General features: G+C 69.8%; 22 protein-coding genes. 20 read left to right on the top strand and 2 right to left on the bottom strand.

The features are described 5' to 3' along the window. Positions 1–108 precede the first annotated feature (108 nt). From QTI45_RS14185 to QTI45_RS14150, 8 genes are all read left to right on the top strand, one after another. Positions 109–1,011: a phytanoyl-CoA dioxygenase family protein gene (locus tag QTI45_RS14185; RefSeq protein ID WP_286654795.1), complete on the top strand. Its 903-nt coding sequence runs from the start codon at positions 109–111 to the stop codon at positions 1,009–1,011. Beyond that, positions 1,008–2,915, top strand: a complete 1,908-nt coding sequence (locus QTI45_RS14180; protein WP_286654794.1) for an acyl-CoA synthetase — start codon at positions 1,008–1,010, stop codon at positions 2,913–2,915. The genes QTI45_RS14185 and QTI45_RS14180 overlap by 4 nt, the downstream gene beginning before the upstream one ends. 69 nt (positions 2,916–2,984) lie before the next feature. Next, positions 2,985–3,467, top strand: a complete 483-nt coding sequence (locus tag QTI45_RS14175) for a GNAT family N-acetyltransferase (RefSeq protein WP_286373397.1) — start codon at positions 2,985–2,987, stop codon at positions 3,465–3,467. 105 nt (positions 3,468–3,572) lie between these two features. Then, positions 3,573–4,334 (top strand): SDR family NAD(P)-dependent oxidoreductase, encoded by a 762-nt coding sequence (locus QTI45_RS14170; RefSeq protein WP_286373396.1) that lies wholly within the window; start codon positions 3,573–3,575, stop codon positions 4,332–4,334. Then, the gene (locus tag QTI45_RS14165; RefSeq protein ID WP_286654793.1) at positions 4,331–5,098 is read left to right on the top strand and encodes an SDR family NAD(P)-dependent oxidoreductase; all 768 of its coding nucleotides are present in this window, start codon (positions 4,331–4,333) and stop codon (positions 5,096–5,098) included. Before QTI45_RS14170 ends, QTI45_RS14165 begins: the two co-directional genes overlap by 4 nt. Before the next feature lie 25 nt (positions 5,099–5,123). Continuing rightward, positions 5,124–6,257 carry a DUF5938 domain-containing protein gene (locus tag QTI45_RS14160; RefSeq protein WP_286373394.1) on the top strand — a complete coding sequence of 378 codons (1,134 nt, stop codon included), beginning with the start codon at positions 5,124–5,126 and terminating at the stop codon, positions 6,255–6,257. A 14-nt stretch (positions 6,258–6,271) separates the two neighbouring features. Next, positions 6,272–8,158 (top strand): acyl-CoA synthetase, encoded by a 1,887-nt coding sequence (locus QTI45_RS14155; protein WP_286654792.1) that lies wholly within the window; start codon positions 6,272–6,274, stop codon positions 8,156–8,158. Between the two features lie 67 nt (positions 8,159–8,225). Further along, on the top strand, positions 8,226–10,964 hold the full coding sequence (locus QTI45_RS14150; RefSeq protein ID WP_286654791.1) for a winged helix-turn-helix domain-containing protein: 2,739 nt from the start codon (positions 8,226–8,228) through the stop codon (positions 10,962–10,964). A 21-nt stretch (positions 10,965–10,985) separates the two neighbouring features. Here the strand turns inward: QTI45_RS14150 and QTI45_RS14145 are convergent, their stop codons facing one another. Further along, a complete protein-coding gene (locus tag QTI45_RS14145; protein ID WP_286654790.1) occupies positions 10,986–11,693 on the bottom strand; it encodes a DUF899 domain-containing protein in 708 nt (235 codons plus the stop codon). Between the two features lie 187 nt (positions 11,694–11,880). On the opposite strand from QTI45_RS14145, the gene QTI45_RS14140 reads away from it, so the two are divergent. The 5 genes from QTI45_RS14140 (at position 11,881) to QTI45_RS14120 (ending at position 14,844) form a co-directional block, all read left to right on the top strand. Next, entirely contained in the window at positions 11,881–12,453 is a 573-nt protein-coding gene (locus QTI45_RS14140; protein WP_286654789.1) for an Xre family toxin-antitoxin system antitoxin, read from the top strand. Continuing rightward, positions 12,453–12,926, top strand: a complete 474-nt coding sequence (locus QTI45_RS14135) for an RES family NAD+ phosphorylase (RefSeq protein WP_286654788.1) — start codon at positions 12,453–12,455, stop codon at positions 12,924–12,926. The genes QTI45_RS14140 and QTI45_RS14135 overlap by 1 nt, the downstream gene beginning before the upstream one ends. A gap of 121 nt (positions 12,927–13,047) precedes the next feature. Continuing rightward, the gene (locus tag QTI45_RS14130) at positions 13,048–13,779 is read left to right on the top strand and encodes a hypothetical protein (RefSeq protein WP_286373390.1); all 732 of its coding nucleotides are present in this window, start codon (positions 13,048–13,050) and stop codon (positions 13,777–13,779) included. Positions 13,780–13,851: 72 nt separating this feature from the next. Beyond that, positions 13,852–14,484 (top strand): LysE family translocator, encoded by a 633-nt coding sequence (locus QTI45_RS14125; protein WP_286654787.1) that lies wholly within the window; start codon positions 13,852–13,854, stop codon positions 14,482–14,484. Positions 14,485–14,508: 24 nt separating this feature from the next. Further along, positions 14,509–14,844 (top strand): hypothetical protein, encoded by a 336-nt coding sequence (locus tag QTI45_RS14120; protein ID WP_286373388.1) that lies wholly within the window; start codon positions 14,509–14,511, stop codon positions 14,842–14,844. A gap of 11 nt (positions 14,845–14,855) precedes the next feature. Here QTI45_RS14120 and QTI45_RS14115 read toward each other — a convergent pair whose 3' ends face one another. Further along, complete coding sequence (locus tag QTI45_RS14115) at positions 14,856–15,131, bottom strand: hypothetical protein (protein WP_286654786.1); 276 nt, start codon at positions 15,129–15,131, stop codon at positions 14,856–14,858. A 198-nt stretch (positions 15,132–15,329) separates the two neighbouring features. On the opposite strand from QTI45_RS14115, the gene QTI45_RS14110 reads away from it, so the two are divergent. From QTI45_RS14110 to QTI45_RS14080, 7 genes are all read left to right on the top strand, one after another. Further along, positions 15,330–17,141 (top strand): FAD-dependent oxidoreductase, encoded by a 1,812-nt coding sequence (locus QTI45_RS14110; protein WP_286654785.1) that lies wholly within the window; start codon positions 15,330–15,332, stop codon positions 17,139–17,141. Next, positions 17,138–18,964: a 2-oxoacid:acceptor oxidoreductase subunit alpha gene (locus QTI45_RS14105; RefSeq protein WP_286654784.1), complete on the top strand. Its 1,827-nt coding sequence runs from the start codon at positions 17,138–17,140 to the stop codon at positions 18,962–18,964. The genes QTI45_RS14110 and QTI45_RS14105 overlap by 4 nt, the downstream gene beginning before the upstream one ends. After that, entirely contained in the window at positions 18,961–20,016 is a 1,056-nt protein-coding gene (locus QTI45_RS14100) for a 2-oxoacid:ferredoxin oxidoreductase subunit beta (protein WP_286373384.1), read from the top strand. The genes QTI45_RS14105 and QTI45_RS14100 overlap by 4 nt, the downstream gene beginning before the upstream one ends. Before the next feature lie 44 nt (positions 20,017–20,060). Beyond that, complete coding sequence (locus tag QTI45_RS14095; protein ID WP_286373383.1) at positions 20,061–20,498, top strand: CBS domain-containing protein; 438 nt, start codon at positions 20,061–20,063, stop codon at positions 20,496–20,498. Positions 20,499–20,746: 248 nt separating this feature from the next. Beyond that, complete coding sequence (locus QTI45_RS14090) at positions 20,747–21,775, top strand: ABC transporter substrate-binding protein (protein ID WP_286654783.1); 1,029 nt, start codon at positions 20,747–20,749, stop codon at positions 21,773–21,775. A 4-nt stretch (positions 21,776–21,779) separates the two neighbouring features. Continuing rightward, complete coding sequence (locus QTI45_RS14085; RefSeq protein ID WP_286654782.1) at positions 21,780–22,562, top strand: ABC transporter ATP-binding protein; 783 nt, start codon at positions 21,780–21,782, stop codon at positions 22,560–22,562. Between the two features lie 11 nt (positions 22,563–22,573). Then, positions 22,574–23,422: an ABC transporter permease gene (locus QTI45_RS14080; RefSeq protein ID WP_286654781.1), complete on the top strand. Its 849-nt coding sequence runs from the start codon at positions 22,574–22,576 to the stop codon at positions 23,420–23,422. The last annotated feature ends 42 nt before the right edge of the window (positions 23,423–23,464 follow it).

Genomic DNA, 23,464 nt, shown 5'->3' with positions numbered 1-23,464 from the left:
CTGCACGCGCACGGCAGCGCGCCACCGGGTCAGGCCGCCGGCCTCGGGGTTCCTCTTGGTTGTCCGGGCCGGCGTTCCGGGCTACGCTGCGCGCGACCGAGGATCTTCATGACCACACTGACGGACACGGCGCCAGGCCACCAGGACAGCGCCATCGGCGTGCAGCGCCATCTCGCCGAACTCGACGCCCAGGGCTACACGGTCATCCCCGACTTTCTCCGGCCAGACGATCTCCAGCGGGTCCGCGCGGGCCTCGCGCCGCACCTGGGCAGCCACACCGGACGCAACAGCTTCGAGGGCGTGCGCACCGAGCGGGTCTATACGCTGGTCGGCCGGGGCCGCTGCTTCGAGGACATCGCCGAAGACGCGCGCGTGCTGGCCCTGCTCGACCGGCTGCTGGCGCCGGGCTACCTGCTGACGGCGAGCCAGGCGATCTGCATCCATCCGGGCGAGACGCCGCAGCCGATCCACTACGACGACTCGTTCTACCCGGTGCCGCGCCCGCGGCCTTCCATCAGCTTCAGCACGATCGTCGCGGTCGATGCGTTCACGGCCGAGAACGGCGGCACCGAGCTCATCCCCGGCAGCCACCGCTGGAGCGACGCCCGGATCATCGGGGCCTACGACGGCCGCGATGCCGATGCGCCGATGCCCTCCTCGCTGGAGCGCTTGCTGGTGCCGATGGTGGTGCCGGCAGGGGCCTGCATCTTCTTCCATGGCACCCTGATGCACCGCGGCGGCGCCAATCGAAGTGCGGCGCCGCGGCTGGCGTTCTCGAACCAGTATTGCGAGCCCTGGGCGCGCACCCAGGAGAACTTCTACCTCGGCATCCCGCCGGCGCTGGTGCGCGGCATGTCGCCGCGCCTCAAGTCGCTGCTCGGCTACGAGATCATGCCGCCCTTCATGGGCCACGTCACGGCCTCGCATCCGGCCAAGGTGCTGCAACCCGACCATGTCAATGCCGTAGCCGCAGCGCCTCGCGACGGCCGGCGCGAACAGGAGAACCCATGAGACCCGCGCACCCCCTGGACCGGCTGATCGGCGACGAATGGCCGGCCTTCGCGACCGACGCCCAGCTGCGGGCCTTCGAAGCCACGCCCTATGCCGAGCGCATCGCAGCGCAGAGCACCTACGAGGCCCTGCAGCGCGGCGCCGCCTGCGACCCGGACGCCGATGCCATCGTGTTCCTGCCGCAGGCGGAGCCCGACGAAGCACCGCTGCGCATCAGCCATCGGCAGTTCGTCGGCCGCGTGACGCAGGCCGCGAACCTGTTCACCGAACTCGGCGTCGGCCCCGGCGACGTCGTCAGCCTGCTGCTGCCGCTGGTTCCCCAGAGCTTCTTCTGCCTGTTCGGCGCCGAAGCGGCCGGCATCGCCAATCCGGTCAATCCGCTGCTCGAGGCGGGCCAGATCGCCGAGATCCTGCGCGCCGCGAACACCAAGGTGCTGGTCGCGCTCGGCCCCGTGCCCGGCACCGACATCTGGGCCAAGGTCGAACGCATCCGCGACCAGTTGCCGGGGCTGAAGGCGATCGTCGTGGTCGGCGGCGAGAGCGATCCGGCCCGCGCCGTGCACGGCTTCGACGCACTGGCGGACCGGCAGCCCGCCGACCGGCTGCTCGGCGGCCGCCGGATCGCGGCCAGCGACACCGCCGCCTACTTCCACACCGGCGGCACCACCGGCATGCCGAAGCTGGTGCGCCATACGCACGGCAACCAGGTGTACCAGGCCTGGACCGTGGGCCTGATGCTGCACGTGCGCGCCGGCGCGCCGCTGCTGTTCGGCCTGCCGCTCTTCCATGTGGGGGGTGCGCTGACGCAGGGCCTGGCGCAGCTGAGCGCGGGCGGCACGATCGTCGTGCTGTCGCCGTCGGGCTGGCGCAACCCGGTGGCGGTGCGCAATGTCTGGCGGCTGGTCGAACGCTTTCGGCCCGAAGTGTTCGGCGGTGTTCCGACCGTGCTCGGAGCGGCGCTCAACGTGCCGCTAGCCGGCGCCGACGTCTCGAGCATCCGCATCTGCTCGGGCGGCGGCTCGGCGATCCCGGTGCCGATCGGCAGGGCCTACGCGCAGCGCTTCGAGGTGCCGGTGGTCGAGGTCTACGGCATGACCGAGACCTCGAGCGTCCACACCCTGGCCTACCTCGACCGGCCGATCCGCCTGGGCTCGGTCGGCCATCCGGTGCCATACAGCCGGGTGCGGATCGTCGAAGTCGATGCCGAGGGGCGCGCCACGCGCGACTGCGCGGTGGGCGAGAGCGGGGTCGTGGCGATGAGCGGGCCCGGCGTGTTCAGCGGCTACCTGAGCGACAGCCACAACCGCGAGGCCTTCGTCGCGCCCGGCTGGGTGAACTCCGGCGACCTCGGCCGCCTCGACGCCGAAGGCTACCTCTGGATCACGGGCCGCGCCAAGGACCTGATCATCCGCGGCGGCCACAACATCGACCCGATGGCGATCGAAGAGGTCTTCTTCCAGCATCCCGCCGTGGCGCAGGCCAGCGTCGTCGGCCAGCCGGACGTCTATGCGGGCGAGCTGCCGATCGCGTTCGTGCAGCTCAAGCCGGGCGCGGCGGTCGAGGCGGCCGACCTGCTCGCCTTCGTTGCCGCCGGCACGCCGGAACGCGCGGCGCTGCCGGTCGAGGTGCTGTTCGTCGAGGCCCTGCCGCTGACCGCGGTGGGCAAGGTCTTCAAGCCCGCGCTGCGATGGCAGGCGGCGCAGCGGGTGGCGTTGCGCCTGCTGTCGGACCTGCAGCAAGCCGATCGCGAACTGACGGTCGAAGTCGGCGCCCACGCGCTGCACGGCAGCCTGGTCGCGGTCGCGGTCACCGGCGTGGCCACGGGCGATCGCGAATCGGTCGCGCGGCAGATCGACGAGCGCCTGGACCCGCTGGTCCTGAAGCACGAGACGGTCTGGCGCTGAGTCCGGCTTGCCGCAGGCGGTGCCGGTCCCGACTACACTCGCCCGCCCTTCGGACGCCTCCACACCGCCATGCGCCGCCTCGCCCTTCCCGATGACATCCGCGACGTCTTCTCGATCTATTCCCACGAGCAGGTGGTGCCCTTCCTGACCTACGAGCCGATGTCCTTCGAGGACTTCGAGGGCGTGTATGCGGAGCTGCTGGCAAGCGGCAGCTTCTTCGTCTGGCAGGTCGACGGCGAGATCGCCGGCTTCTACCGGAGCACGCGCTACCCGGGCCGCGTGCGCCACGTGGCCCTGCTCGGCACGCTGGCGGTCGACCCGCGCCGGCACGGCCAGGGCGTCGGCCGCGCGATGGTCGCCGACGCGATCGAGCGCTTGCGCGCCGACGGCATCCGCCGCATCGAGCTCTACGCCGAGAGCGACAACACGCAGGCCCTGCGCTTCTATCGCCAGCTCGGCTTCGTGCACGAAGGCACGCTGCGCGATTTCTACAAACGTGCCGACCAGGCGCACTACGTGGACGAGTACGTCATGGGGCTGCTGCTCGCGTGAGCGTGCTGCAGCGCAGCACGAAAAACCAATCTTTAGGTGGGCGGCCGCGCGGCCCCTGCCCTGATCGAATGCCTCCACCGCCGAACACAGGCGCAGGAGACACAGATGATCGAACTGGAGGGCCGCAAGGCCCTGATCACCGGCGCGGCGCAGGGGCTTGGCCTTGCGATCGCCCGGTTGTTCGTCGAGCGCGGCGCGCAGGTGATGCTGGCCGACATCGACGAGGCCGGCGCCGCCAAGGCCGCCGACGCGCTCGGACCCCAGGCCCGCTCGGTGCGCTGCGACGTGACCCGCGCCGCGGACTGGGCGCGCACCGTCGAAGCCACCAGCGCCGCCTTCGGCAGCTATGACACGCTGGTCAACAACGCCGGCATCGAGATCGTGAAGCCGCTGTTCGACCAGACCGAGGAAGAGGTCGGCCGACTCATGAGCATCAACGTGATGGGCGTGTTCCTCGGCATGAAGCACTCGCTCGGCGCCCTGGTCGCCTCGGGCAAGGGCTCGGTGGTCAACATCTCGTCGCTGGCCGGCACCAACGGCGTGCCGCTGTTCGGCTCGTACGCGGCCTCGAAGTCGGCGGTGATCCAGCTCACGCGCACCGCCGCGGCCGAGCTGCGCCCCGCCGGCGTGCGCGTCAACGCGGTCTGCCCTGGCTTCGTCGGCACCGCCATGGTCGAGCGGCTGATCCCGACGGTCGAGGCGATCGTCGGCGTGCCGTTCAGCGCCCTGGTCGCGGCCAAGCAGCTGCGGCTGGGCACCCCGGAAGAGGTGGCGGAGATGACCGCCTTCCTGGCCTCCGACGCCGCCAGCTGGACCACCGGCTCCCACTACATCATGGACGGCGGGCTTTCCGCCGGATTGCTATGAGCAAGCTGCTGCTGAACGACAAGGTCGCGATCATCACCGGCGCCGGGCGCGGCCTGGGCGAAGCCGTGGCGCGGGCCTACGCGGCCGAAGGCGCGAAAGTCATCGTGTCGGACATCGACGGCGCCGCGGCCGACCGGGTCGCGGCCTCCTTGCCCGGGGCCACCGCGGCCGCCTGCGACGTTCGCGTGCCGGCACAGGTCGAGGCCCTTGTGGCGGCGACCGTGAAGCAGCACGGGCGCCTGGACATCATGGTGCCCAACGCCGGCATCGCCGTGGTGGCGCCGCTCGCGAGCACCAGCTACGAGCAATGGCGCGCGGTCACGTCGGTCAACCTCGACGGCGTGTTCCTGTGCATCCGCTATGCGGCGCCCGCGATGGTGGCGGCCGGCAGCGGCACCATCATCACGATGGCCTCGGTCACGGCGAAGGCGGCCTGCGCGCTGATCGGCAGCTACGCGGCGGCCAAGGCCGGGGTGGTGTCGCTCACGCAGACGGCGGCGGTCGAGCTGCGCAGCCACAACATCCGCGTGAACGCCATCCTGCCGGGCTTCGTCGGCACCGAGCTGGTCTCCAGCCACAAGCACGAGTTCGAGCAGCAGCTGGGCATTCCGGACTTCGACGCCGTGGTTGCGCAGCGCCAGGGCCGCTACGGGACGCCCGAGGAAGTCGCGAACCTCGCCGTCTTCCTGGCCTCGGGCCGCTCCAGCTTCTGCAACGGCGGCGCCTACGTCCTCGATGGCGGCGTCAGCTCGTCGCTTCTTTGAATCGGCCACATTCCAGGAGTCATCGATGAGCAGCAACAAGAAACCGGTCGTCGTCTACGGCGCCAGCGGCTACACCGGGCGGCTGGTGTGCGAATACCTGCGCGAGTACGGCATCCCCTTCATCGCCGCCGGGCGCAGCGCCGACAAGCTGAATGCGGCCATGAAGGCGAACGTGCCCGGCATCGAGACCGCAGACTTCGAGGTGGTCGAGGTCCAGCACGGCACCGAGGCGCTGACGGAGCTGTTCCGCGGTGCGTCGGTGGTCCTGAACACGGTCGGCCCGTTCGCCAAGTTCGGCCCCGAGGTGGTCCAGGCCTGCCTCGCCGCCGGCTGCCACTACACCGACACCACGGGCGAGCAGGACTGGCTGATCACGCTCGACCAGGAGTACGGCGCGAAGTTCGAGGCCGCCGGCCTGCTGCTGTCGCCCGGCCTGGCGCAGATGTACACCACCGGCGAGATCGCGGCACAGCTGTGCCTGGAGACGCCGGGCCTCGACACGCTCGACATCGCCGTGTTCTGGGGCGGCAGCCCGACGATCGCCTCGACCCAGACGATCCTGGTCAACGCGGCGACCTCCAAGGCCTTCCACCTGCAGCAGAACCGCTACGTCGAGTGGCAGCCCGACGCCGGCCTCTACAGCCTCGCGATCCCCGGACAGCACGAGATGGCGCTGGCCCTGCCCTGGGGCGGCACCTCGCATCCCGTGTGGTTCCGCAAGGACCCGCGCGTGGCCAACGTGAAGGTGCTGGGCGGCGTGTTCAACAAGCCGCTGATGCTCGGGGTGCCGAAGATCGTGGAAGCCGCCCTGAAGGCCACCGAGGGCATGAACGAGGAAGACCGCTATGCGGCGCTGGCGCAGACCGCCGCCGGCGTCATGAACTCGATGCCGCCGCGCGAGAACCCGCGCCTCAACAAGTCGGTCGATTCGGTCCACGCCTCGGGCCCGCTGGGGCGCGCCCACTGCACGATCTTCGGCAACTGCAACTACAAGCAGACCGGCATGCTGCAGGCCTTCGCCGCGCATTCGCTGCTGCAGCAGGCGCCGAAACGGGCCGGTTTCGCGTCCGGCTGCCAGGCCTTCGGCCACCATGAACTGCTCGGCCAGCTGCGCAGCTTCGGCCTGGTGGCGAAGCCCGAACTGACGGTTCACGCCTGAGGCGGCCGGCACGCATGGCAACGGCTCATCCGCCCCTGCGGGACCTGGCCGACATCGAGGCGATCGAGGCCTTGCCGATCGCCGCCCGGCTCACGCAGCCGGTGTCGAGCTACGCCGCGCTGCGCCGCCAGGCCGCCGCCACGCCCGCCGCGCCGGCGCTCACCTTCGTGCCCACGGGCGACCCGGCCGACGGCGAGACGCGCTTCGACTACGCGACGCTCGCGGCCCGCGTCACGCAGGCGGCCAACGCCTTCGCCGGCCTGGGCGTGGGCCGGCGCGATGTGGTGTCCTACCTGCTGCCGAACCTGCCCGAGACCCACTTCACGCTGTGGGGCGCCGAGGCCGCGGGCATCGTGAACCCGGTCAACCCGTTTCTCGAGGTCGACCACATGGCCGGCATCCTCAACGCCGCCGGCACTGCAGTGCTGGTGGCCCAGGGCCGCCTGGAGCAGCCCGGGATCTGGGAGAAGGTGGAGGCGCTGCGCGGCCGCGTGCCCAGCCTGCGCGCCGTGGTGCGGGTGGGCGGCAGCGGCCTCTGCCCGCCCTGGGCGCTCGACTTCGAGGCCCTGCTCGCGGCCCAGCCCGAGGACGAGCTGGCCGGCATCGTGCCGCCGCAGGGCGACGACCTGGCCTCCTACTTCCACACCGGCGGCACCACCGGCACGCCCAAGCTGGCGCGCCGAACGCATTTCAACGAAGCCGCGAATGCCTGGGGCGTGGCCGCGGTGACGGCGATGGGCCCGCAGGACACGCTGCTGTGCGGCCTGCCGCTGTTCCATTCGAACGCGATGATGATCACCGGGCTGGCGCCCTTCAGCATCGGCGCGCACGTGGTGATGCTGTCGACCGCGGGCTACCGCGATCCGCGCACCTTCGCCGCCTTCTGGCGCTCGGTGCAACGCTGGCGCGCCACCCTGTTCAGCGCCGTGCCGACGGTGCTGTCGGCGCTGCTCAACGTCCCGCGCGGCGACGCCGACCTGGCTTCCCTGCGCTTCGCGATCTGCGGTGCGGCGCCGCTCTCGCCCGAGCTGTTCCAGCGCTTCGAGGCCGCCACCGGGCTCAAGCTGCTCGAGGGCTACGGCATGACCGAGGCGACCTGCGTCAGCTCGATCAACCCGCGCGACGGCCGGCGCGCGATCGGCTCGATCGGCCTGCGCCTGCCCTACCAGGAGATGAAGGTCGCGCACCTCGCCGCGGACGGCGCGCTGCAGCGCGATGCCGGGATCGACGAGATCGGCACCCTCCTGCTGCGCGGCCCCTACGTCTTCTCGGGCTACGTGAAGGACAGCGACAACCGCGGCATCTGCCTGGCCGACGGCTGGCTCAACACCGGCGACCTCGGCCGGCAGGACGCGCAGGGCTATTTCTGGCTCACCGGGCGGGCCAAGGACCTGATCATCCGCGGCGGCCACAACATCGACCCCGCCATGATCGAGGAAGGCCTGATGCGCCACCCTGCCGTGGAGCTCGCGGCCGCGGTCGGCAAGCCCGACGGCCATGCGGGGGAGCTTCCGATGGCCTACGTCACCCTGCGCAAGGACACGCCGTGCAGCGCCTCGGAGCTGCTGGCCCATGCGCGCGCCACCATCACGGAGCGTGCGGCGGTGCCGGTCGACGTGGTGGTGATCGACGCGATGCCGCTCACGGCGGTCAACAAGATCTACAAACCCAAGCTGCGCGAACTGGCGATCGCCAGGGCGCTGGCCGAGACGGTGGAGAAAGCCTGCGGCCCGGGCGGCGTGACGGTCGAGGTGGCGCCGCATGCCCGGCATGGGCTCGAAGCCCGCATCGTCGCTGCCGCGCCCGCAGGGGCCGGAGGCGTGGCCCTGATGAAGCAGGCCGAAGCCGAACTCGGACGGCTGCCGGTGCACTGGACCATCGACTGGCGTCCGGCGGCCTGAGGGTGCGCGGGGCGCCCCTCTCAGGCACACTGAGGCGCACGAAAAAGACGAGTGGAGACATCCAGGCATGGCGCAGCAGCAAAGGCAGCAGGCTCGCAGGTCCGGCGCGGCCGAGGCATCGGCCGCCGTGCTGGTGGAGGCCAAGCTCGCGCCGCCCCAGCTGTCGCTGAGCCTGCTGGCGCGCTCCCAGCTTTCGTCGCTGCTGCACGCGGGCCTGAGCCGGCGCCTGATCAGCGTGACCGCGCCGGCCGGCTACGGCAAGACCACCGCGCTGGCGCAGTGGGTCGCCCAGGTCGAGCCGCTCGGCATCGGCTCCGCCTGGCTCAGCCTGGACACCGAGGACAACGACCCGCTGCGTTTCATGCGCTACCTGGCCGCGGCGCTGCACCATGCCGACGCGCGGCTCGGCCGCAATGCGCTGGCCCAGGCCGATGGCGGCAACCTGGCCTCGATCGATGCGCTGATGGCCTCGTTGCTGCACGACCTGACCGGCCACGACCGGCGGCTGCTGCTGGTGCTGGACGACTTCCATCTCGTGCACCACGAAGCCGTGCACCGCAAGCTCGAGTGGCTGGTCGCCCACCTGCCGCCGACCGTCGGCCTGGTGATCGCGAGCCGGACGCGGCTGCCGTTGTCGGTGAGCCAGCTGCGGCTGCGCGGCGAGCTGCTCGAACTCGATGCCGCGAACTTCGGCCTCAACCTCGACGAGGCGGCCGACTTCGTGGGCCGCGTGAGCGGTGCGCCCCTCGACCGCGCCCAGGTCGAGACCCTGCACGGACTGACCGAAGGCTGGATCGCCGGCCTGCAGCTCGCCTCCCTCGCCCTGCGTGAAAGCGGCGACCGCAGCGCCTTCCTCGCGGACTTCTCCGGCACCGACCGCGACATCACCGACTACCTGGGCGAGCAGGTGCTCGACAGCCTGCGTCCCGAACTGCGCGCCTTCCTTCTGCGCACGGCCGGACTCGACCGCTTCTGCACCGAACTCTGCGACGAGGTGCTGCGCCGGGACGACAGCCGCGCCATGCTGGCCGAGGTCCAGAGCCGCAACCTGTTCCTCTCGGGGCTGGACCGCTCGCGCACCTGGTTCCGCTACCACCATCTGTTCGCCGACTACCTGCGCGGCCGTGCGCGCGAGCTGCCGGGCGACACGGTGCGGGCGATCCATCTGCGCGCGAGCGACTGGTTCCACCGCCACCGGCTGCCGCACGAGGCGGTGCGCCACGCCTTCGAGGCCCAGGACCTGGAGCGCGCCGCGGACCTGGTCGCCTCTTTCTCGGGCGAGCTGGTGCAGCACCGCGGCGAACATGCGACCTTGCTCGGCTGGCTCACCCGCCTGCCGCAGGCACTGGTGCATGCGCGGCCGAAGATCCGCACCGGGCACGCCTGGTCGCTGGTGCTGACCCGGCGCTACCCCGAGGCCGACCAGGAGCTGCGGGCCCTGGAAGCCGCCTGTGCAGAGAGCGGCGACGACGCCTTGCGCCGCATCGTCGAGATGATCCGCTGCGTCTACTGGGCCCACACCGGCGAACTGCTGCTGGCCAAGGCGCGCAGCGAGGCGTGGCTGCAGACCTGGCCCGAGGCCGATGCCTTCCTGACCGGCGTGGTGGCGAACGTGCTGGCGAGCGGATGCTGCGCCACCGAAGCCTTCGAGCAGGGCCTGCGCGCGCTGGCCATCGCGCGGCGCGCGCTCGAGGAGTGCCGGGCCGACTACGGACTGGCCTGGGCCTGCGCGCTGGCGATGATGATCGCGATGCGGCGCGGCGACCAGCACGAGGCGATGGCGCAGGCAAGGGCCGGCATCGCGACTGTCGAGCGCAGCCTCGGCGTGGCCTCGTATGCCGGATCGATGATCACGCTGCTCGCCGCCGAGGTCTGCTACGAGCAGAACGATCTCGTGCAGGCGCAGCGCTTCGTCGACCAGGGCCTGCCCTTCATCGACGAGCACGGCCTGGTCGAGATGACCACCGCCGGCTACCTCACGCGGGCCCGCCTGCTGCGCCTGCGCGGCGACCCCGCTGCGGCCGACGCCTGCCTGCTGGAGGGCGAATCGCTGGGCCATCGGCTCAAGCTGCCCCGCCTGGTGCGCATCCTCGCGGCCGAGCGCTGCACGCTGCGGCTCCAATCGGGGGCGGCCGAAGACGCGCTGAAGCTCGCCCAGTCCTACGGCTTCGTCGGCCATGGCGCCGGAAGTCCGCCGGCCGCCGAGCTGATCGAGGAAGACAGCGTGTGCCTGCTGAGCCTGCGGCTTCGCCTGTCGGCGCACAACGCCGGCGCCGCCGTGCTCGGCGCCCTCAACGATGCACTGCGCCGCGCCCAGCGCGACGGCCACCAGGGGCAGCTGGCCCGGCTGCTGGTGCAGAAGGCGCTGCACCAGCACCGCGCGCTGGACCGCGCCCAGGCGCTGCGGACCCTGGACGAAGCCCTGGCGCTGGCGGCCCGCTGCGGCCTGCTGCGCAGCCTGCTCGACGGCGACGCCTTGCTGCTCGACATGGCGCAGGCGATTCACGCGAGCCGCGGCGAATCGCAGCAGACCGGCTACCTGCAGCAACTGCTGCAAGCCGCCGGCCGCAGCCCGCAGCCGGCGCCGCGCGCGGCCGCCGAGCGCGGCGATGCCGAAGAACTCACCGAACGCGAACTGAAGATCCTGCGCCTGCTGAAGGCCGGGCTCGGCAACCGGGAGCTGGCGCAGAGCCTGTTCCTGTCGGAGGCGACCGTGAAATGGCACCTGCACAACATCTTCGCCAAGCTCGGCGTGAAGAACCGCACCAGCGCGCTGGCGCGGGCCCAGGAGATTTCGCTGTTGTAGCCGCGGCGCCGCGCAAGCCGCTCAGCCGGCGTTCGCGCCGTAGCTGTCGTGCCAGTTCCACCACTGGTAGGCCGCCGTCTGGGGATAGCCTGCGGGCGAGTCCTCCCAGACCTCCTGCCGGCCCAGTGGCGTGATGTCGAGGTAGTTCCAGGTGCTCCCCATCTGCTCGTCGCCACGGCTGTTGATGAAGTAGGTGCGGAACACGCGCTCGCCGTCGCGCAGGAAGACGTTCGTGCCGTGCCACTCGCCGACCCCGAAGTCGGCGTCGAAAGCGTCGGTGAGGGTGAACCAGGGCATCTCCCAGCCCATCCGCGCCTTCAGCCGCGCGATGTCCGGCTGGGGCGCGCGCGAGACGAACACGAGGGTGGTGTCGCGCGCGTTCAGGTGCGCGAGGTGGGCGACCTGATCGGCCACCATGGAGCAGCCGCGGCAGCCGTGGTCGGGCCAGCCGGACACGCCGGGCTCGTAGAAGGCGCGGTAGACGATCAGCTGGCGCCGGCCATCGAAGAGCTCGGGCAGGCTGAGCTTGCCCGCGGGCCCCTCGAACGCATAGGCACCCTCCACGGCCATCCACGGCATGCGGCGGCGCTCGGCGGCCAGCGCATCGCGGGCCCGGGTGTGGGCCTTCTCCTTCACGAGCAACTGCGCGCGGGCGGCTTCCCAGGCCTGCGGCGACACGACCGTGGGCTCGGGCATGCCGGGCTTTCCGTTCTCCTGCGACATCGTCATGGCTGGAATCTCCTGGTTGCTTGCCGTGGGAGATTCTGGCGCCGGAATTCCGTCGGAGGGAGTAACAAATGTGGCGCCAATCGAAGCGGCAGAACGGGAGGTCGCCACGGGCCCGATCCCCATCCCAGAGACCGGTGCATTGGCAATACTCAAGCATTGCAATCGCAAATATGCTAAGTTGATGCGAATGAAAACCCACACCACCGCGGCCTCCACCACCAAGTCCGCTCAGCCGCCGACTGTGCCCGATGCCGCCGCGGACATGGCGAAGAAGTTCGAAGACGTGTTCCATGCGTATATCGTCTTTGGCACCAAGGGGACCGCAAAGTCGGCGTTCACCAGCGCGAAGCAACATCTTTTCGTTACGCTGGCGAATCATGAGGCGCCCACGCTGAATCGCGATGCAGCCGCCCTGTGGGCGTGCAACAGCCTGCGGGCCACGGCTGTGGAGAAGTGGTTCGCCGCGACCGGCCTGGAGAAAAGGAAGGACCTTTTCACTGCGCTGCAGGTAAGCGCGTCGACGATCTCGCGCGCCAAGCCCAATACCAAGCTCGACGCCGCCGTGACCGAGCGCATGCTGCGCCAGAGCGAGCTGTTCGTACGCGCAGCCGAGGTTTTCGGCGACGACGGATCCACTTGGATGACGAAGCCGCACGATCTGCTCGGTGGGAAGGCCCCTGTGGAGTACGCGAGCAATGAGTTCGGCGGAGCGAAAGTCCGCCAGATTCTCAACGCCATCGAATACGGTGGTGTCGTCTGATGCTGTCGGTTTGGCGCATCGGCAGCACCAAGAGCCTCACCCTCAACTCACTGGCGTTCGGCTCGACGCTCGAATCCGGTCGTTGGCACCGCACGCCGCCCGATGGCCAGCCGGTGGTCTATTCCGGTGCCAGCCGATCGCTGTGCCAACTGGAAAAGCGCGTCCATGGCAACGGCGTGCAGCCGCGCAATCAGGCGCTGCTGCGCCTGGACCTGCCTGACGATGCCATGCTGCTCGATATCCGCGCGCTGGAGAGCCTGCCGGCCAACTGGCGCGACGACGAGCCGTGGACGCAAGGCGCTGGCATCCGTTGGCGCGCATCGGGCGCATCTCTCGGTCTGTGGGTGCCCTCGGCCGTGGAGCCGGGCGATTCGAACCTGGTGCTCGACCCCGACCATGTGCAGTTCGCGTCGATCGCGGTTGCAGTCGAGCGCAATCCATTCCTTTTCGATGACCGCATGTTCGGCCCGTAGAAAAGAACGGGCACCTTGACCGGGCCCCAGCCGCGGCTCGATCGCCGACGCTACAGCGAACGGCCTATGGAACCCGACCGAAGGCCGGCTCACACTGCGCCTTCACCCTCGGAGCTCGCGCATGGACGAGAAAGCACTTGCCGACAAGCTGAAGCAGCTCGACCAGGACCGGGCCCGGCTCGAAAGGGAAAAACTCGAGTTCGAGCAGAAGAAGATGCAGCGCCTGACCCTGGCGATCTCCGCCGTGGCGCTGGTCGTGTCCGGCCTGCAGGTCGGCGTGGCCTGGATGCAGAGCCGCCTGGCGACCGCCCAGACCGTCGAGCGCTTCATCCCGCACATCCAGAAGCCCGAGACGCGCGACGCCGCGCTGCTCACGATGGCGGCCTTCACGGACCAGGACTTCGTGACCCAGCTGGCCGAGAAGCTCAAGGCCACGACAGTGCTCGAAACCCTTCAGTCCCGCGGCAGCGGACCGGAGCAGGCCCGCGCGACCGAAGCCCTGAGCGCACTGGACAGCCGGCGCAAGGCATTGCTCGCGCGCATCTACGACGCCGACAAGCAGAAGCGCATCCAGGCGACGACCGAACTGATCCAGCAATGGATCGGCGACCCCAGGCTGGTGCCCGACCTGCTGTCGGTCGGCGGCACGCGGACCTCGAACCAGAGCGGAACGATCAACGCACTCGTGATCCTGCGCGAGACCACGCCGGAGGCGCTGCGCACCAACATCTCGGAGCTCCAGCCCTTCCTCGACCAGGCCAGGTCCAACGGCCCGCAGACGGCGGCACTGGTCGCCGAGGTCCAGGGGCGTCTCGCCCGGCTGCCCGCCGCCAGCCCCGGCCCGGCTTCCTGAGGCGTGCCGCCGCGCAGTGGCGGGCCGCCCGCTTCGGGTGTATCGTCCCCGTCCCGACTTCAGCCCGCCGCCATGAACGCCACGACCCTCACCGTCTTCGCGCTGGTCGCCTTCGTGGCCATCGCCACGCCCGGCCCGACCGTGCTGCTGGCGCTGGCCAACGGATCGCGCCATGGCGTGCGGCGATCGCTGCCCGGCATGTTCGGCGCCGTGCTGTCCGACTTCGTGCTGGTCGGTGCGGTCGCGCTGGGCCTCGGCGCCCTGCTGGCCGCGTCCGAGTTCTGGTTCTCGGTCGTCAAGTGGGTGGGGGCCGCCTACCTCGCGTGGCTGGGCCTGCGGCTGCTGCGCTCCAAGGGCGGGCTGGACCTTTCCCAGCTCGACGAGAAGCTCGGCAGCGCGAGCGCGCGGCGCATCTTCGCGCGCTCCTTTCTGGTCGCGGTGACCAACCCCAAGGGCTACCTGTTCTGCTCGGCGCTGCTGCCGCAGTTCATCGATGCCTCGGCGCCGCAGTGGCCCCAGTACCTGGCGATCGGCCTGGTCTTTGCCGGCCTCGACTTCACCGTGATGCTGGCCTATGCGCTGATCGGCGCGCGCGCTGTCAGGCTGCTGCGCCAACGTGCGGTGCTGTGGCTCGACCGCTCCTGCGGTGCGGCACTGCTGGCGCTGGCGGGCTCGCTGGCCTTCTATCGGCGCAGCGCAGGCTAGACCTCGGCGCGCGGCCGCACGCGTATGGACAAGGCCAGGGACCGACCCCGCTCGCCGCTGCCGCCCGGCTACCGCGAGGGCATGATCACGGCCGTCACCGTGATCATCGGCTTCTCGTTGTCTTTCGTGCGCTACTGGGCCTTCGAGGCACCGGGCGACTGGACGGCGCGCTCGGTGGTCGCGCTGATCGCGCTGCTGATCCCGATCGCCGCCGAGATCTATACGCTCTACCGGGCCCTGCTGGTGGCCGACGACGACGAGGCCACCTACCGGGTCACGGTGCGCTGGTTCATCGGCTCGCTGTTCGGCATGCTGGCGGCGGTTTCGCTGGCGGCGATCGTGCTGTCGGGCCGGCCCTGACCCGGGTTGGCTCAGTGCCGGAGGATCGACGGGATGTCCGAGTGGTCCAGCAGTTCTTCGAGTGCGGTCACGGCGCCGTGGAACTCGCCTTCGTCGACGCCCCGATCCTCGAGCCAGCCGCGCACGAAGGCACGGAACGACTGCTTGAAGCGGTCGTCGGCGATGCCGTGCGCTGCCAGCAGCGCGATGCCGATGACCTGCAGCGTGGCCATCGCGCGCGTGGCCTCGTTGTAGTTCTCCTCGAAGCGCCTGGCCAGCTTCTCGCTGTGCCCGTTGTCCGAATCCATGGTGGTGCCTCTCGCCGGCGAGCAATCCTGGCCGCCGAAATATTGCGCCTTTGCGAGCGCTTTGTGAACTGGCCTTTGGAACAGGGCACGGGTGCTGCGGGATTCCACCAAGGCATGGTCCCGCCCCGGGCGGCGCATACTGAGGTCAGACCCGCGCCGACCCCCACCAGGCCGCGGGCGGCAGCCAGGAGACACGCCTTGCAGCGAACCGACATTGCCAACCCGGCCTATTTCCACAAGGTCGTCGATTGCCAGTACGCCTGTCCGGCGCACACCCCCGTCCCCGAATACATCCGGCTGATCGCGCAGCGCCGCTACGGCGACGCCTACATGGTCAACTGGGTCTCCAACGTGTTCCCGGGCATCCTCGGGCGCACCTGCGACCGGCCCTGCGAACCGGCCTGCCGGCGCGGGCGGGTCGAGGAAAACAACGCTCAGGCACCCGAGCCGGTGGCGATCTGCCGGCTCAAGCGGGTGGCGGCCGACATGAAGGACGACGTGCGCTCGCGCATGCCCAGGCCGGCGCCGAAGAACGGCAAGCGCGTCGCCTGCGTGGGCGCGGGGCCGGCCTCGCTCACGGTCGCGCGCGACCTGGCGCCGCTGGGCTACGAGGTCACGGTGTTCGACGGCGAAGCCAAGGCCGGCGGCTTCATCCGGACCCAGATCCCGCGCTTCCGGCTGCCCGAATCCGTGATCGACGAGGAAACCGGCTACATCCTCGACCTCGGGGTCGAATTCCGCGGCGGCGAGCGCATCGCCTCGATGAAGGCCCTGATGGCGCAGGGCTGGGATGCGATCTTCGTCGGCTGCGGCGCACCGCGCGGGCGCGACCTTGAAGTGCCCGGCCGCCAGGAAGCCGCGGCCAGCATCCACATCGGCATCGACTGGCTCAACTCGGTCTCCTTCGGCCACGTGACGCAGATCGGACAGCGCGTGATCGTGCTCGGCGGCGGCAACACGGCCATGGACTGCTGCCGCTCGGCCCGGCGCCTGGGCGGCACCGACGTCAAGGTGATCGTGCGCAGCGGCTTCGAGGAGATGAAGGCTTCGCCCTGGGAGAAGGAGGACGCCCAGCACGAAGGCATCCCGATCATCAACTTCCACGTGCCCAAGGCCTTCGTGCATGAAGGCGGCCGGCTGCTCGGCATGCGTTTCGAGATCGTCCGCGCCCAGTACGACGACGAAGGCCGGCGCACGCTGGTGCCCACCGGCGAGCCCGACGCCTTCTTCGAATGCGACGAGGTGCTGGTGGCGGTGGGCCAGGAGAACGCCTTCCCCTGGATCGAGCGCGACTGCGGCATCGCCTTCGACAAGTGGGGGCTGCCCCGGCTCGACGAGAAGACCTTCCAGTCCTCGGTGCCCGAGGTGTTCTTCGGCGGCGATGCGGCCTTCGGACCCAAGAACATCATCACGGCCGTGGCCCATGGGCACGAGGCCGCGGTCTCCATCGACCAGCTGCTGCATGCCGAGCCGGTCCACCTGCGCCCGCCGCCGATGACCAACCTGGTGTCCCAGAAGATGGGCATCCACGAGTGGAGCTACGACAACGACACCTCCAACGACCTGCGCTACAAGGTGCCGTGGGCCAAAGCGGAGGCGGCGCTGGCCAGCATCCGGGTCGAGGTCGAGCTGGGCTTCGATGCCGCCACCGCCTTCAAGGAGGCCGAGCGCTGCCTCAACTGCGACGTGCAGACCGTGTTCACCGAATCCGCCTGCATCGAATGCGATGCCTGCGTGGACATCTGCCCGATGGACTGCATCAGCTTCACCGTCAACGGCGATGAAGCCGATCTGCGCTCCCGACTCAAGGCGCCGGCACTCAACCCGGCACAGGATCTCTACGTGTCCGGCGGACTCAAGACCGGCCGCGTGATGGTCAAGGACGAGGACGTCTGCCTGCACTGCGGCCTGTGCGCCGAACGCTGCCCGACGGGTGCCTGGGACATGCAGAAGTTCCTGCTGAAGATGACGCCGGCGGGAAACGTGCGCGCCAAGGAGCTTGCCTTATGAGCGCCGTGCCACGCATCGAGGCGGTCAACGACTTCGTCATCAAGTTCGCCAACGTCAACGGTTCGGGCTCGGCCTCGGCCAACGAGCTCTTCGCCAAGGCCATCCTGCGCATGGGCGTGCCGGTGAGCCCGCGCAACATCTTCCCGAGCAACATCCAGGGGCTGCCTACCTGGTACGAGGTTCGCGTGACCGAGCGCGGCCACCTGGGGCGGCGCGGCGGCACCGACATGATGGTGGCGATGAATCCGCAGACCTGGGACGCCGACGTGGCCGAGCTCGAGCCCGGCGGCTACCTGTTCTACGACAGCACGCGGCCGCTGCCGCCGTCGAAGTTCCGCGACGACATCCGCGTCATCGGCATGCCGCTGACCGAGATCTGCAACGCGGTCTACCACGACCCGCGCCAGCGCCAGCTGTTCAAGAACATCGTCTACGTGGGCGCGCTGGCGATCCTGCTGGGCATCGAGCCCGAGGTGGTCGAGAAGCTGTTCGGCGAGCAGTACAAGGGCAAGGAGAAGCTGCTGGCCTCCAACGTGCAGGCCCTGCACCTGGGCTGCGACTTCGCGCGAGAGAACCTGCTCGAGCCGGTCGGGCTGCAGGTGCGGCGCGCCGACCGCGTCGGCGACCGCATCTTCGTCGACGGCAACAGCGCGGTCGCGCTGGGCTGCGTGTACGGCGGCGCCACGGTCGCGGCCTGGTATCCGATCACGCCGTCGTCCTCGGTGGCCGAGGCCTTCCAGAAGTACTGCGCCAAGTTCCGTGTCGACCCGTCCACCGGACAGAACCGCTTCGCCATCGTGCAGGCGGAAGACGAGATCGCCTCCATCGGCATGGTGGTCGGCGCCGGCTGGAACGGCGCCCGCGCCTTCACCGCGACCTCGGGCCCGGGCGTCTCGCTGATGACCGAGTTCATCGGCCTGGCCTACTTCGCCGAGATCCCCGTCACGCTGGTCAACGTGCAGCGCGGCGGCCCCTCGACCGGCATGCCGACGCGCACGCAGCAGGCCGACATCCTCTCGTGCGCCTACGCCTCGCACGGCGACACCAAGCACGTGCTGCTGTTCCCCGAAGACCCGCACGAGTGCTTCGAGCATGCTGCCGCGGCGCTCGACCTGGCCGACCGGCTGCAGACCCCGGTGTTCCTCATGACCGACCTCGACATCGGCATGAACCAGCGCCTGTGCGCGCCCTTCGCGTGGGACGACGGCCGCGACTACGACCGCGGCAAGGTCATGACCGCCGAGGAGCTGGAGGCCGGGCGCGACTTCGGCCGCTACAAGGACGTGGACGGCGACGGCATCCCGTGGCGCACGCTGCCGGGCACGCACCCGAGCAAGGGCAGCTTCTTCACGCGCGGCACGACGCGCGACGCCTACGCCCGCTATTCCGAGCGCGGCCCCGACTACATCTACAACGTGGAGCGGCTGCTCAAGAAGTTCGCGACCGCCGCCACGCTGGTGCCGCAGCCGGTGCTGCGCCCCGCCGCCCGGAAGACCGGGCTCGGCGTGATCTACTTCGGCTCCACCAGCCCATCGATGCACGAGGCGCTCGACGAGCTCGAACAGCGCGGCATCCACCTCGACGCGCTGCGGCTGCGGGCCTTTCCTTTCCCCGACAGCGTGGTGCAGTTCCTCGCCGAGCACCCGCGGGTGTTCGTGGTCGAGCAGAACCGCGACGCCCAGATGCGCAGCCTGCTGGTCAACGAGCTGGACGCCGACCCCGCGCGCCTGATCCGCGTGCTGCACTTCGACGGCACGCCGATCACCGCACGCTTCATCGTCGACGCCATCAGCAGCGCCACCCGGCTGCAGGAGACCGCATGACCTACCTCGCCAAGCCCCGGCTGCGCCACCCGACCCTGGCCACCAACAAGGTCGGCTACACGCGGCGCGACTACGAGGGCAAGATCTCGACCCTGTGCGCCGGCTGCGGCCACGATTCGATCTCCGCCGCGATCATCGAAGCCTGCTGGGAGCTCGACATAGAGCCGCACCGCGTGGCCAAGCTCTCGGGCATCGGCTGCAGCTCCAAGACGCCGGACTACTTCCTCGGTGCCTCGCACGGCTTCAACACGGTGCACGGCCGCATGCCCAGCGTGCTGACCGGCGCCAACCTGGCCAACCGCGACCTGCTGTACCTGGGCGTCTCGGGCGACGGCGACTCGGCCTCCATCGGCCTCGGACAGTTCGCCCACGCGATGCGCCGCGGCGTGCGCATGGCCTACATCGTCGAGAACAACGGCGTCTACGGCCTCACCAAGGGCCAGTTCTCGGCCACCGCCGACCAGGGCTCGAAGAGCAAGAAGGGCGTGGTCAACACCGACAGCCCGGTCGACCTCGTCGCCATGGCGCTGCAGCTGGGCGCCAGCTACGTGGGCCGCGGCTTTTCGGGTAACAAGGCGCAACTCGTGCCGTTGATCAAGGGCGCGATCAGCCACGGCGGCTCGGCCTTCATCGACGTCATCAGCCCCTGCGTCGCCTTCAACAACCACCCGGGCAGCACCAAGAGCTACGACTACGTGCGCGAGCACAACGAGGCGGTGAGCCGGATCGACTTCATCGGCTCGCACGACGAGATCACGGTCGACATGGCCCCGGGCGAAGTGCTGGACGTGCGCCAGCACGACGGCACCCTGCTGCGGCTGCGCAGCCTGCACGCCGGCTACGACCCCGGCGACCGCTACGCCGCCATGGCCCACATGCAGAAGCACCAGGAGATGGGCGAGGTGGTCACCGGCCTGCTCTATGTCGATCCGCTGGCGACCGACCTGCACACGGCGCTCAACACCTGCGACCGGCCGCTCAACGCGCTGGAGGCAAGCCAGTTGTGCCCCGGCGCGAAGGCGCTCGAACGCCTCAACGACTCCTTGCGCTGAGCCGGTGCCGCGGGCACCATAGCGCTTCCTTCGGAGGGCGGACCATGGCCGAACGCACTGTTTTCCAGTCCATCTCGCGCAAACATGTCACCAGCCTGGCCCCGCAGGCGAGTGCGCGCGACGCCGCCTGCGTGATGACGCGCGCCAACTGCGGCAGCGTGCTCGTCATGGAGCCGCCGGACACCCTGCTCGGCATCCTGACCGAACGCGACCTCATGACGCGGGTGCTGGCCCGGGGGCTCGATCCGGACCGCACCACGGCGCGCGAGGTCATGACGCCCAACCCGATCTGCGTGCCGCCCGAGACGCTGGTGTCCGACGCCGTCGTGCTGATGCTCGAGCGCGGCTTCCGCCATCTGCCGCTGGTGTCGGGCAGCAAGATCCTCGGCGTGTTCTCGGTCCGCGACGCGCTGCCGCGCGAGATCGGCGCGGCGCTCAGCCAGGCGGAGTTCAACGAGCAGGTGAACGACGTCCTGGGTTGAGGCCTTCCCGGTTCCGAGGCGCTGAGCCTCCACGGGGAGCCGCCGTCATCGCGGCCCTCCCACCCCCTTAAAAAGAGCTTCGCTGCGCCCGCAATGGGTGCGTGCGCCCTGCCTTCAGGGTTTCTACCGGCGCTAATTTTTAGATCGCCCGTCCCTAAAAACGGTGCTTTGCGAGAACGCCGGCAGCTCCTAAATTTCGGTCACGCCACACGGCAGACGACCCGAATCCACCAACCAGGAACTCCGTCATGAATCACCCTTGCGATCCCGCACGCCGCCGCCTGCTCAAGACCTCGCTTGCCGCTGGCGGCCTGGCGGCCGGTGGCTTTCTCTCGATCGACGCGCTGGCCCAGGGCAAGACGCGCATCAACATGCAGCTCGGCTGGATCCCGAGCGTCAACCAGGTCGGCGAAGTCGTGGCCAAGCGCCTGGGCTTCTACGAGCAGGAGGGCATCGAGTTCGCGATCCAGCCCGGCGGTCCCAACATCGACGGCGTGGCGATCGTCGCCTCCGGCCGCTACGAAGTCGGCCAGGTGTCGTCGAGCCCCTCGGTGATGCTGGCGGTGTCGCAGGGCCTGCCGATCAGGTGCTTCGCGGTCGGCGCGCAGAAACATCCGTTCACCTTCTTCTCGCTGGCGAAGAACCCGGTGCGCAAGCCCGCCGACCTGGTGGGCAAGAAGGTGGGCATTCCGTCCACCGCGGCCATCCTGCTGCGTGCCCTGCTCGCGAAGAACAAGATCGCCGAGAAGGACGTGACCGTGGTCACCGTCGGCTCGGACATGGCGCCGCTCCTGACCGGGCAGGTCGACGTGGTCACGGGCTGGCTCACCAGCACCACCGCGCTCAAGGCGCTGGGCCCGGACCGGGTCGACCTCACGCTGTGGGATGCGGGCGTGCAGCTCTACGGCCTGCCTTACTACGCCACCACCAAGACCATCGACACGCAGCCCAAGGTGCTGGAGGCCTTCGTCCGCGCCACCTCGCGCGGCTGGCAGCATGCCAAGGCCAATCGCGACCAGGCGGTGGACCTGCTGCTGAAGGAATACCCCAACCTCAAGCGCGAGGACGAACGCGCGGCCATCGACGTGATGATCGAGTACGCACTGGGCGGCGCCGCGCAGACCCAGGGCTGGGGCACGATGGACCCGGCGGTCTGGCAGTCGCAGATCACGACCTACGCCGAGCTGGGCCAGTTCACGGCCCGCACGCCCAAGGTCGACGACGTCATCTGGCTCGGCGCGCTCAAGGGCACGGTCGAAGCACGCGTGAAGGCCTGAAGCCATGGCCGCCGTGCTCAACGACGCCCCCGCGATCTCGTGCCGCGATGTCGGCATGCGTTTCTTCACCGAGCGGCGCGACGTCACCGCGATCAAGTCGCTCGACCTCGAAGTGGCGCAGGGCGAGTTCCTGACGCTGCTCGGCCCCTCGGGCTGCGGCAAGTCCACGCTGTTGCGCGTGGTGGCCGACCTGCTGGCACCGAGCCGCGGCACCGTCAGCGTGCTCGGCGCCACGCCCGAGCAGGCGCGCCAGCGCCGCGACATCGGCTTCGTGTTCCAGGACGCGGCGCTGCTGCCGTGGCGCACCGCGCTGCAGAACGTTCAGTTGCCGCTGCAGGTGGGCGGCGGCGCCGGCCGCAAGGGCCGCCGGTCGCCGCAGGAACTGCTCGACCTCGTCGGCCTGAAGGACCGCGCCAACGCCTGGCCGCACGAGATGTCCGGCGGCCAGCGCCAGCGCGTGTCCATCGCACGGGCGCTGGCGAGCGATCCGAAGATCCTGCTCATGGACGAGCCTTTCGGTGCGCTCGACGAGATCACGCGCGACCGGCTCAACGAGGAGATCCGCTGCGTCTGGAAGGAGACCGGCGTGACCATCCTCTTCGTCACCCACAGCATCCACGAGGCGGCCTTCCTCGGCCAGCGCGTGCTGATGCTGGCCGCCAATCCCGGGCGGGTGCGCGAGATCGTGCCGGTGAACCTGCCGGAAGACCGCAGCCTGGACATCCGCGAGACCCCCGAATTCGTGCAGCTCACCGGCCATCTGCGCCGCGTGCTGGAAACCTGCTGAAGGCCGCCGACATGACCACCAGTTCCCTCGAAACCCCCGTGACGGTGCGCGCTTCCGTGGCCGCCGATCCCGAACACGCCGCCTGGGCCGCCGCGCGGCGCCGCAAGCTCTGGCGCCGCCGCATCCTGCCCGCACTGGGCATCGGCGGGCTCGTCGCCCTGTGGTGGGCGGTAATCGCGATCTTCGACGTCAAGCCCTTCATCGCGCCCTCGCCCTGGGCGGTGCTCGAGACGCTCTACGCCAAGCGCGCGGTGCTGCTCGACAACCTGATCCCCACCGCGCTGGAAGCGGCCGGCGGCTTCCTGCTGGGCAACCTCGCCGCCATCGCCATCGCGACCGTGTTCGTGCACAACAAGACGCTGCAGGACATCTTCTTCCCGGTGGTGCTGATGTTCAACGCCATCCCGCTGGTGGCCAAGGCGCCGGTGCTGGTGCTGATCATGGGCAACGGCATGGAGCCCAAGATCACGATCGCGGCGCTGGTGTGCTTCTTCCCCACGCTGGTGAACATGGTGCGCGGGCTGGAGTCGGTGAACCCGCAGGCCATGGAGCTGATGCGCGTGCTGTCGGCCAGCAAGACCGAGATCTTCTTCCGGCTGCGCCTGCTCAATTCGCTGCCGTACCTGTTCTCGGCGCTGCGCATCGCGGCCTCGATGAGCGTGATCGGCGCGGTGGTGGGCGAGTGGGTCGGTGCCACCGTGGGCATCGGCGCCATGATCCTGCAAGCCACCTTCAACTTCGACTCGCCGCTGCTCTACGCCGCGATCGTGATGAGCGCGACCTTGTCGGGTCTCTTCTTCCTGCTCGTGACCGTGGCCGAGCGTCTCGTCATCCGCTGGCAGCCCGAAGGCAGCCATTGAACCCCCAGGAGCACGGCGCGCTGCGCGCCGCTCCGTTCCCCC

Origin of the sequence: Variovorax saccharolyticus, assembly GCF_030316765.1 — a bacterium.
Lineage (GTDB): Bacteria > Pseudomonadota > Gammaproteobacteria > Burkholderiales > Burkholderiaceae_C > Variovorax > Variovorax saccharolyticus.
This window is presented reverse-complemented; position numbering and strand designations above follow the sequence as displayed.

Excerpts from the sequence above, each read along its gene's own strand:
- QTI45_RS14135 (WP_286654788.1), top strand. The coding sequence starts at position 12,453 with ATGCTGTCGGTTTGGCGCATCGGCAGCACCAAGAGCCTCACCCTCAAC.
- QTI45_RS14090 (WP_286654783.1), top strand. The coding sequence starts at position 20,747 with ATGAATCACCCTTGCGATCCCGCACGCCGCCGCCTGCTCAAGACCTCG.
- QTI45_RS14145 (WP_286654790.1), bottom strand. The coding sequence starts at position 11,693 with ATGACGATGTCGCAGGAGAACGGAAAGCCCGGCATGCCCGAGCCCACG.
- QTI45_RS14165 (WP_286654793.1), top strand. The coding sequence starts at position 4,331 with ATGAGCAAGCTGCTGCTGAACGACAAGGTCGCGATCATCACCGGCGCC.
- QTI45_RS14130 (WP_286373390.1), top strand. The coding sequence starts at position 13,048 with ATGGACGAGAAAGCACTTGCCGACAAGCTGAAGCAGCTCGACCAGGAC.
- QTI45_RS14185 (WP_286654795.1), top strand. The coding sequence starts at position 109 with ATGACCACACTGACGGACACGGCGCCAGGCCACCAGGACAGCGCCATC.
- QTI45_RS14125 (WP_286654787.1), top strand. The coding sequence starts at position 13,852 with ATGAACGCCACGACCCTCACCGTCTTCGCGCTGGTCGCCTTCGTGGCC.
- QTI45_RS14100 (WP_286373384.1), top strand. The coding sequence starts at position 18,961 with ATGACCTACCTCGCCAAGCCCCGGCTGCGCCACCCGACCCTGGCCACC.
- QTI45_RS14120 (WP_286373388.1), top strand. The coding sequence starts at position 14,509 with ATGGACAAGGCCAGGGACCGACCCCGCTCGCCGCTGCCGCCCGGCTAC.
- QTI45_RS14115 (WP_286654786.1), bottom strand. The coding sequence starts at position 15,131 with ATGGATTCGGACAACGGGCACAGCGAGAAGCTGGCCAGGCGCTTCGAG.
- QTI45_RS14140 (WP_286654789.1), top strand. The coding sequence starts at position 11,881 with ATGAAAACCCACACCACCGCGGCCTCCACCACCAAGTCCGCTCAGCCG.
- QTI45_RS14170 (WP_286373396.1), top strand. The coding sequence starts at position 3,573 with ATGATCGAACTGGAGGGCCGCAAGGCCCTGATCACCGGCGCGGCGCAG.
- QTI45_RS14095 (WP_286373383.1), top strand. The coding sequence starts at position 20,061 with ATGGCCGAACGCACTGTTTTCCAGTCCATCTCGCGCAAACATGTCACC.
- QTI45_RS14155 (WP_286654792.1), top strand. The coding sequence starts at position 6,272 with ATGGCAACGGCTCATCCGCCCCTGCGGGACCTGGCCGACATCGAGGCG.
- QTI45_RS14180 (WP_286654794.1), top strand. The coding sequence starts at position 1,008 with ATGAGACCCGCGCACCCCCTGGACCGGCTGATCGGCGACGAATGGCCG.
- QTI45_RS14150 (WP_286654791.1), top strand. The coding sequence starts at position 8,226 with ATGGCGCAGCAGCAAAGGCAGCAGGCTCGCAGGTCCGGCGCGGCCGAG.
- QTI45_RS14080 (WP_286654781.1), top strand. The coding sequence starts at position 22,574 with ATGACCACCAGTTCCCTCGAAACCCCCGTGACGGTGCGCGCTTCCGTG.
- QTI45_RS14085 (WP_286654782.1), top strand. The coding sequence starts at position 21,780 with ATGGCCGCCGTGCTCAACGACGCCCCCGCGATCTCGTGCCGCGATGTC.
- QTI45_RS14175 (WP_286373397.1), top strand. The coding sequence starts at position 2,985 with ATGCGCCGCCTCGCCCTTCCCGATGACATCCGCGACGTCTTCTCGATC.
- QTI45_RS14105 (WP_286654784.1), top strand. The coding sequence starts at position 17,138 with ATGAGCGCCGTGCCACGCATCGAGGCGGTCAACGACTTCGTCATCAAG.
- QTI45_RS14160 (WP_286373394.1), top strand. The coding sequence starts at position 5,124 with ATGAGCAGCAACAAGAAACCGGTCGTCGTCTACGGCGCCAGCGGCTAC.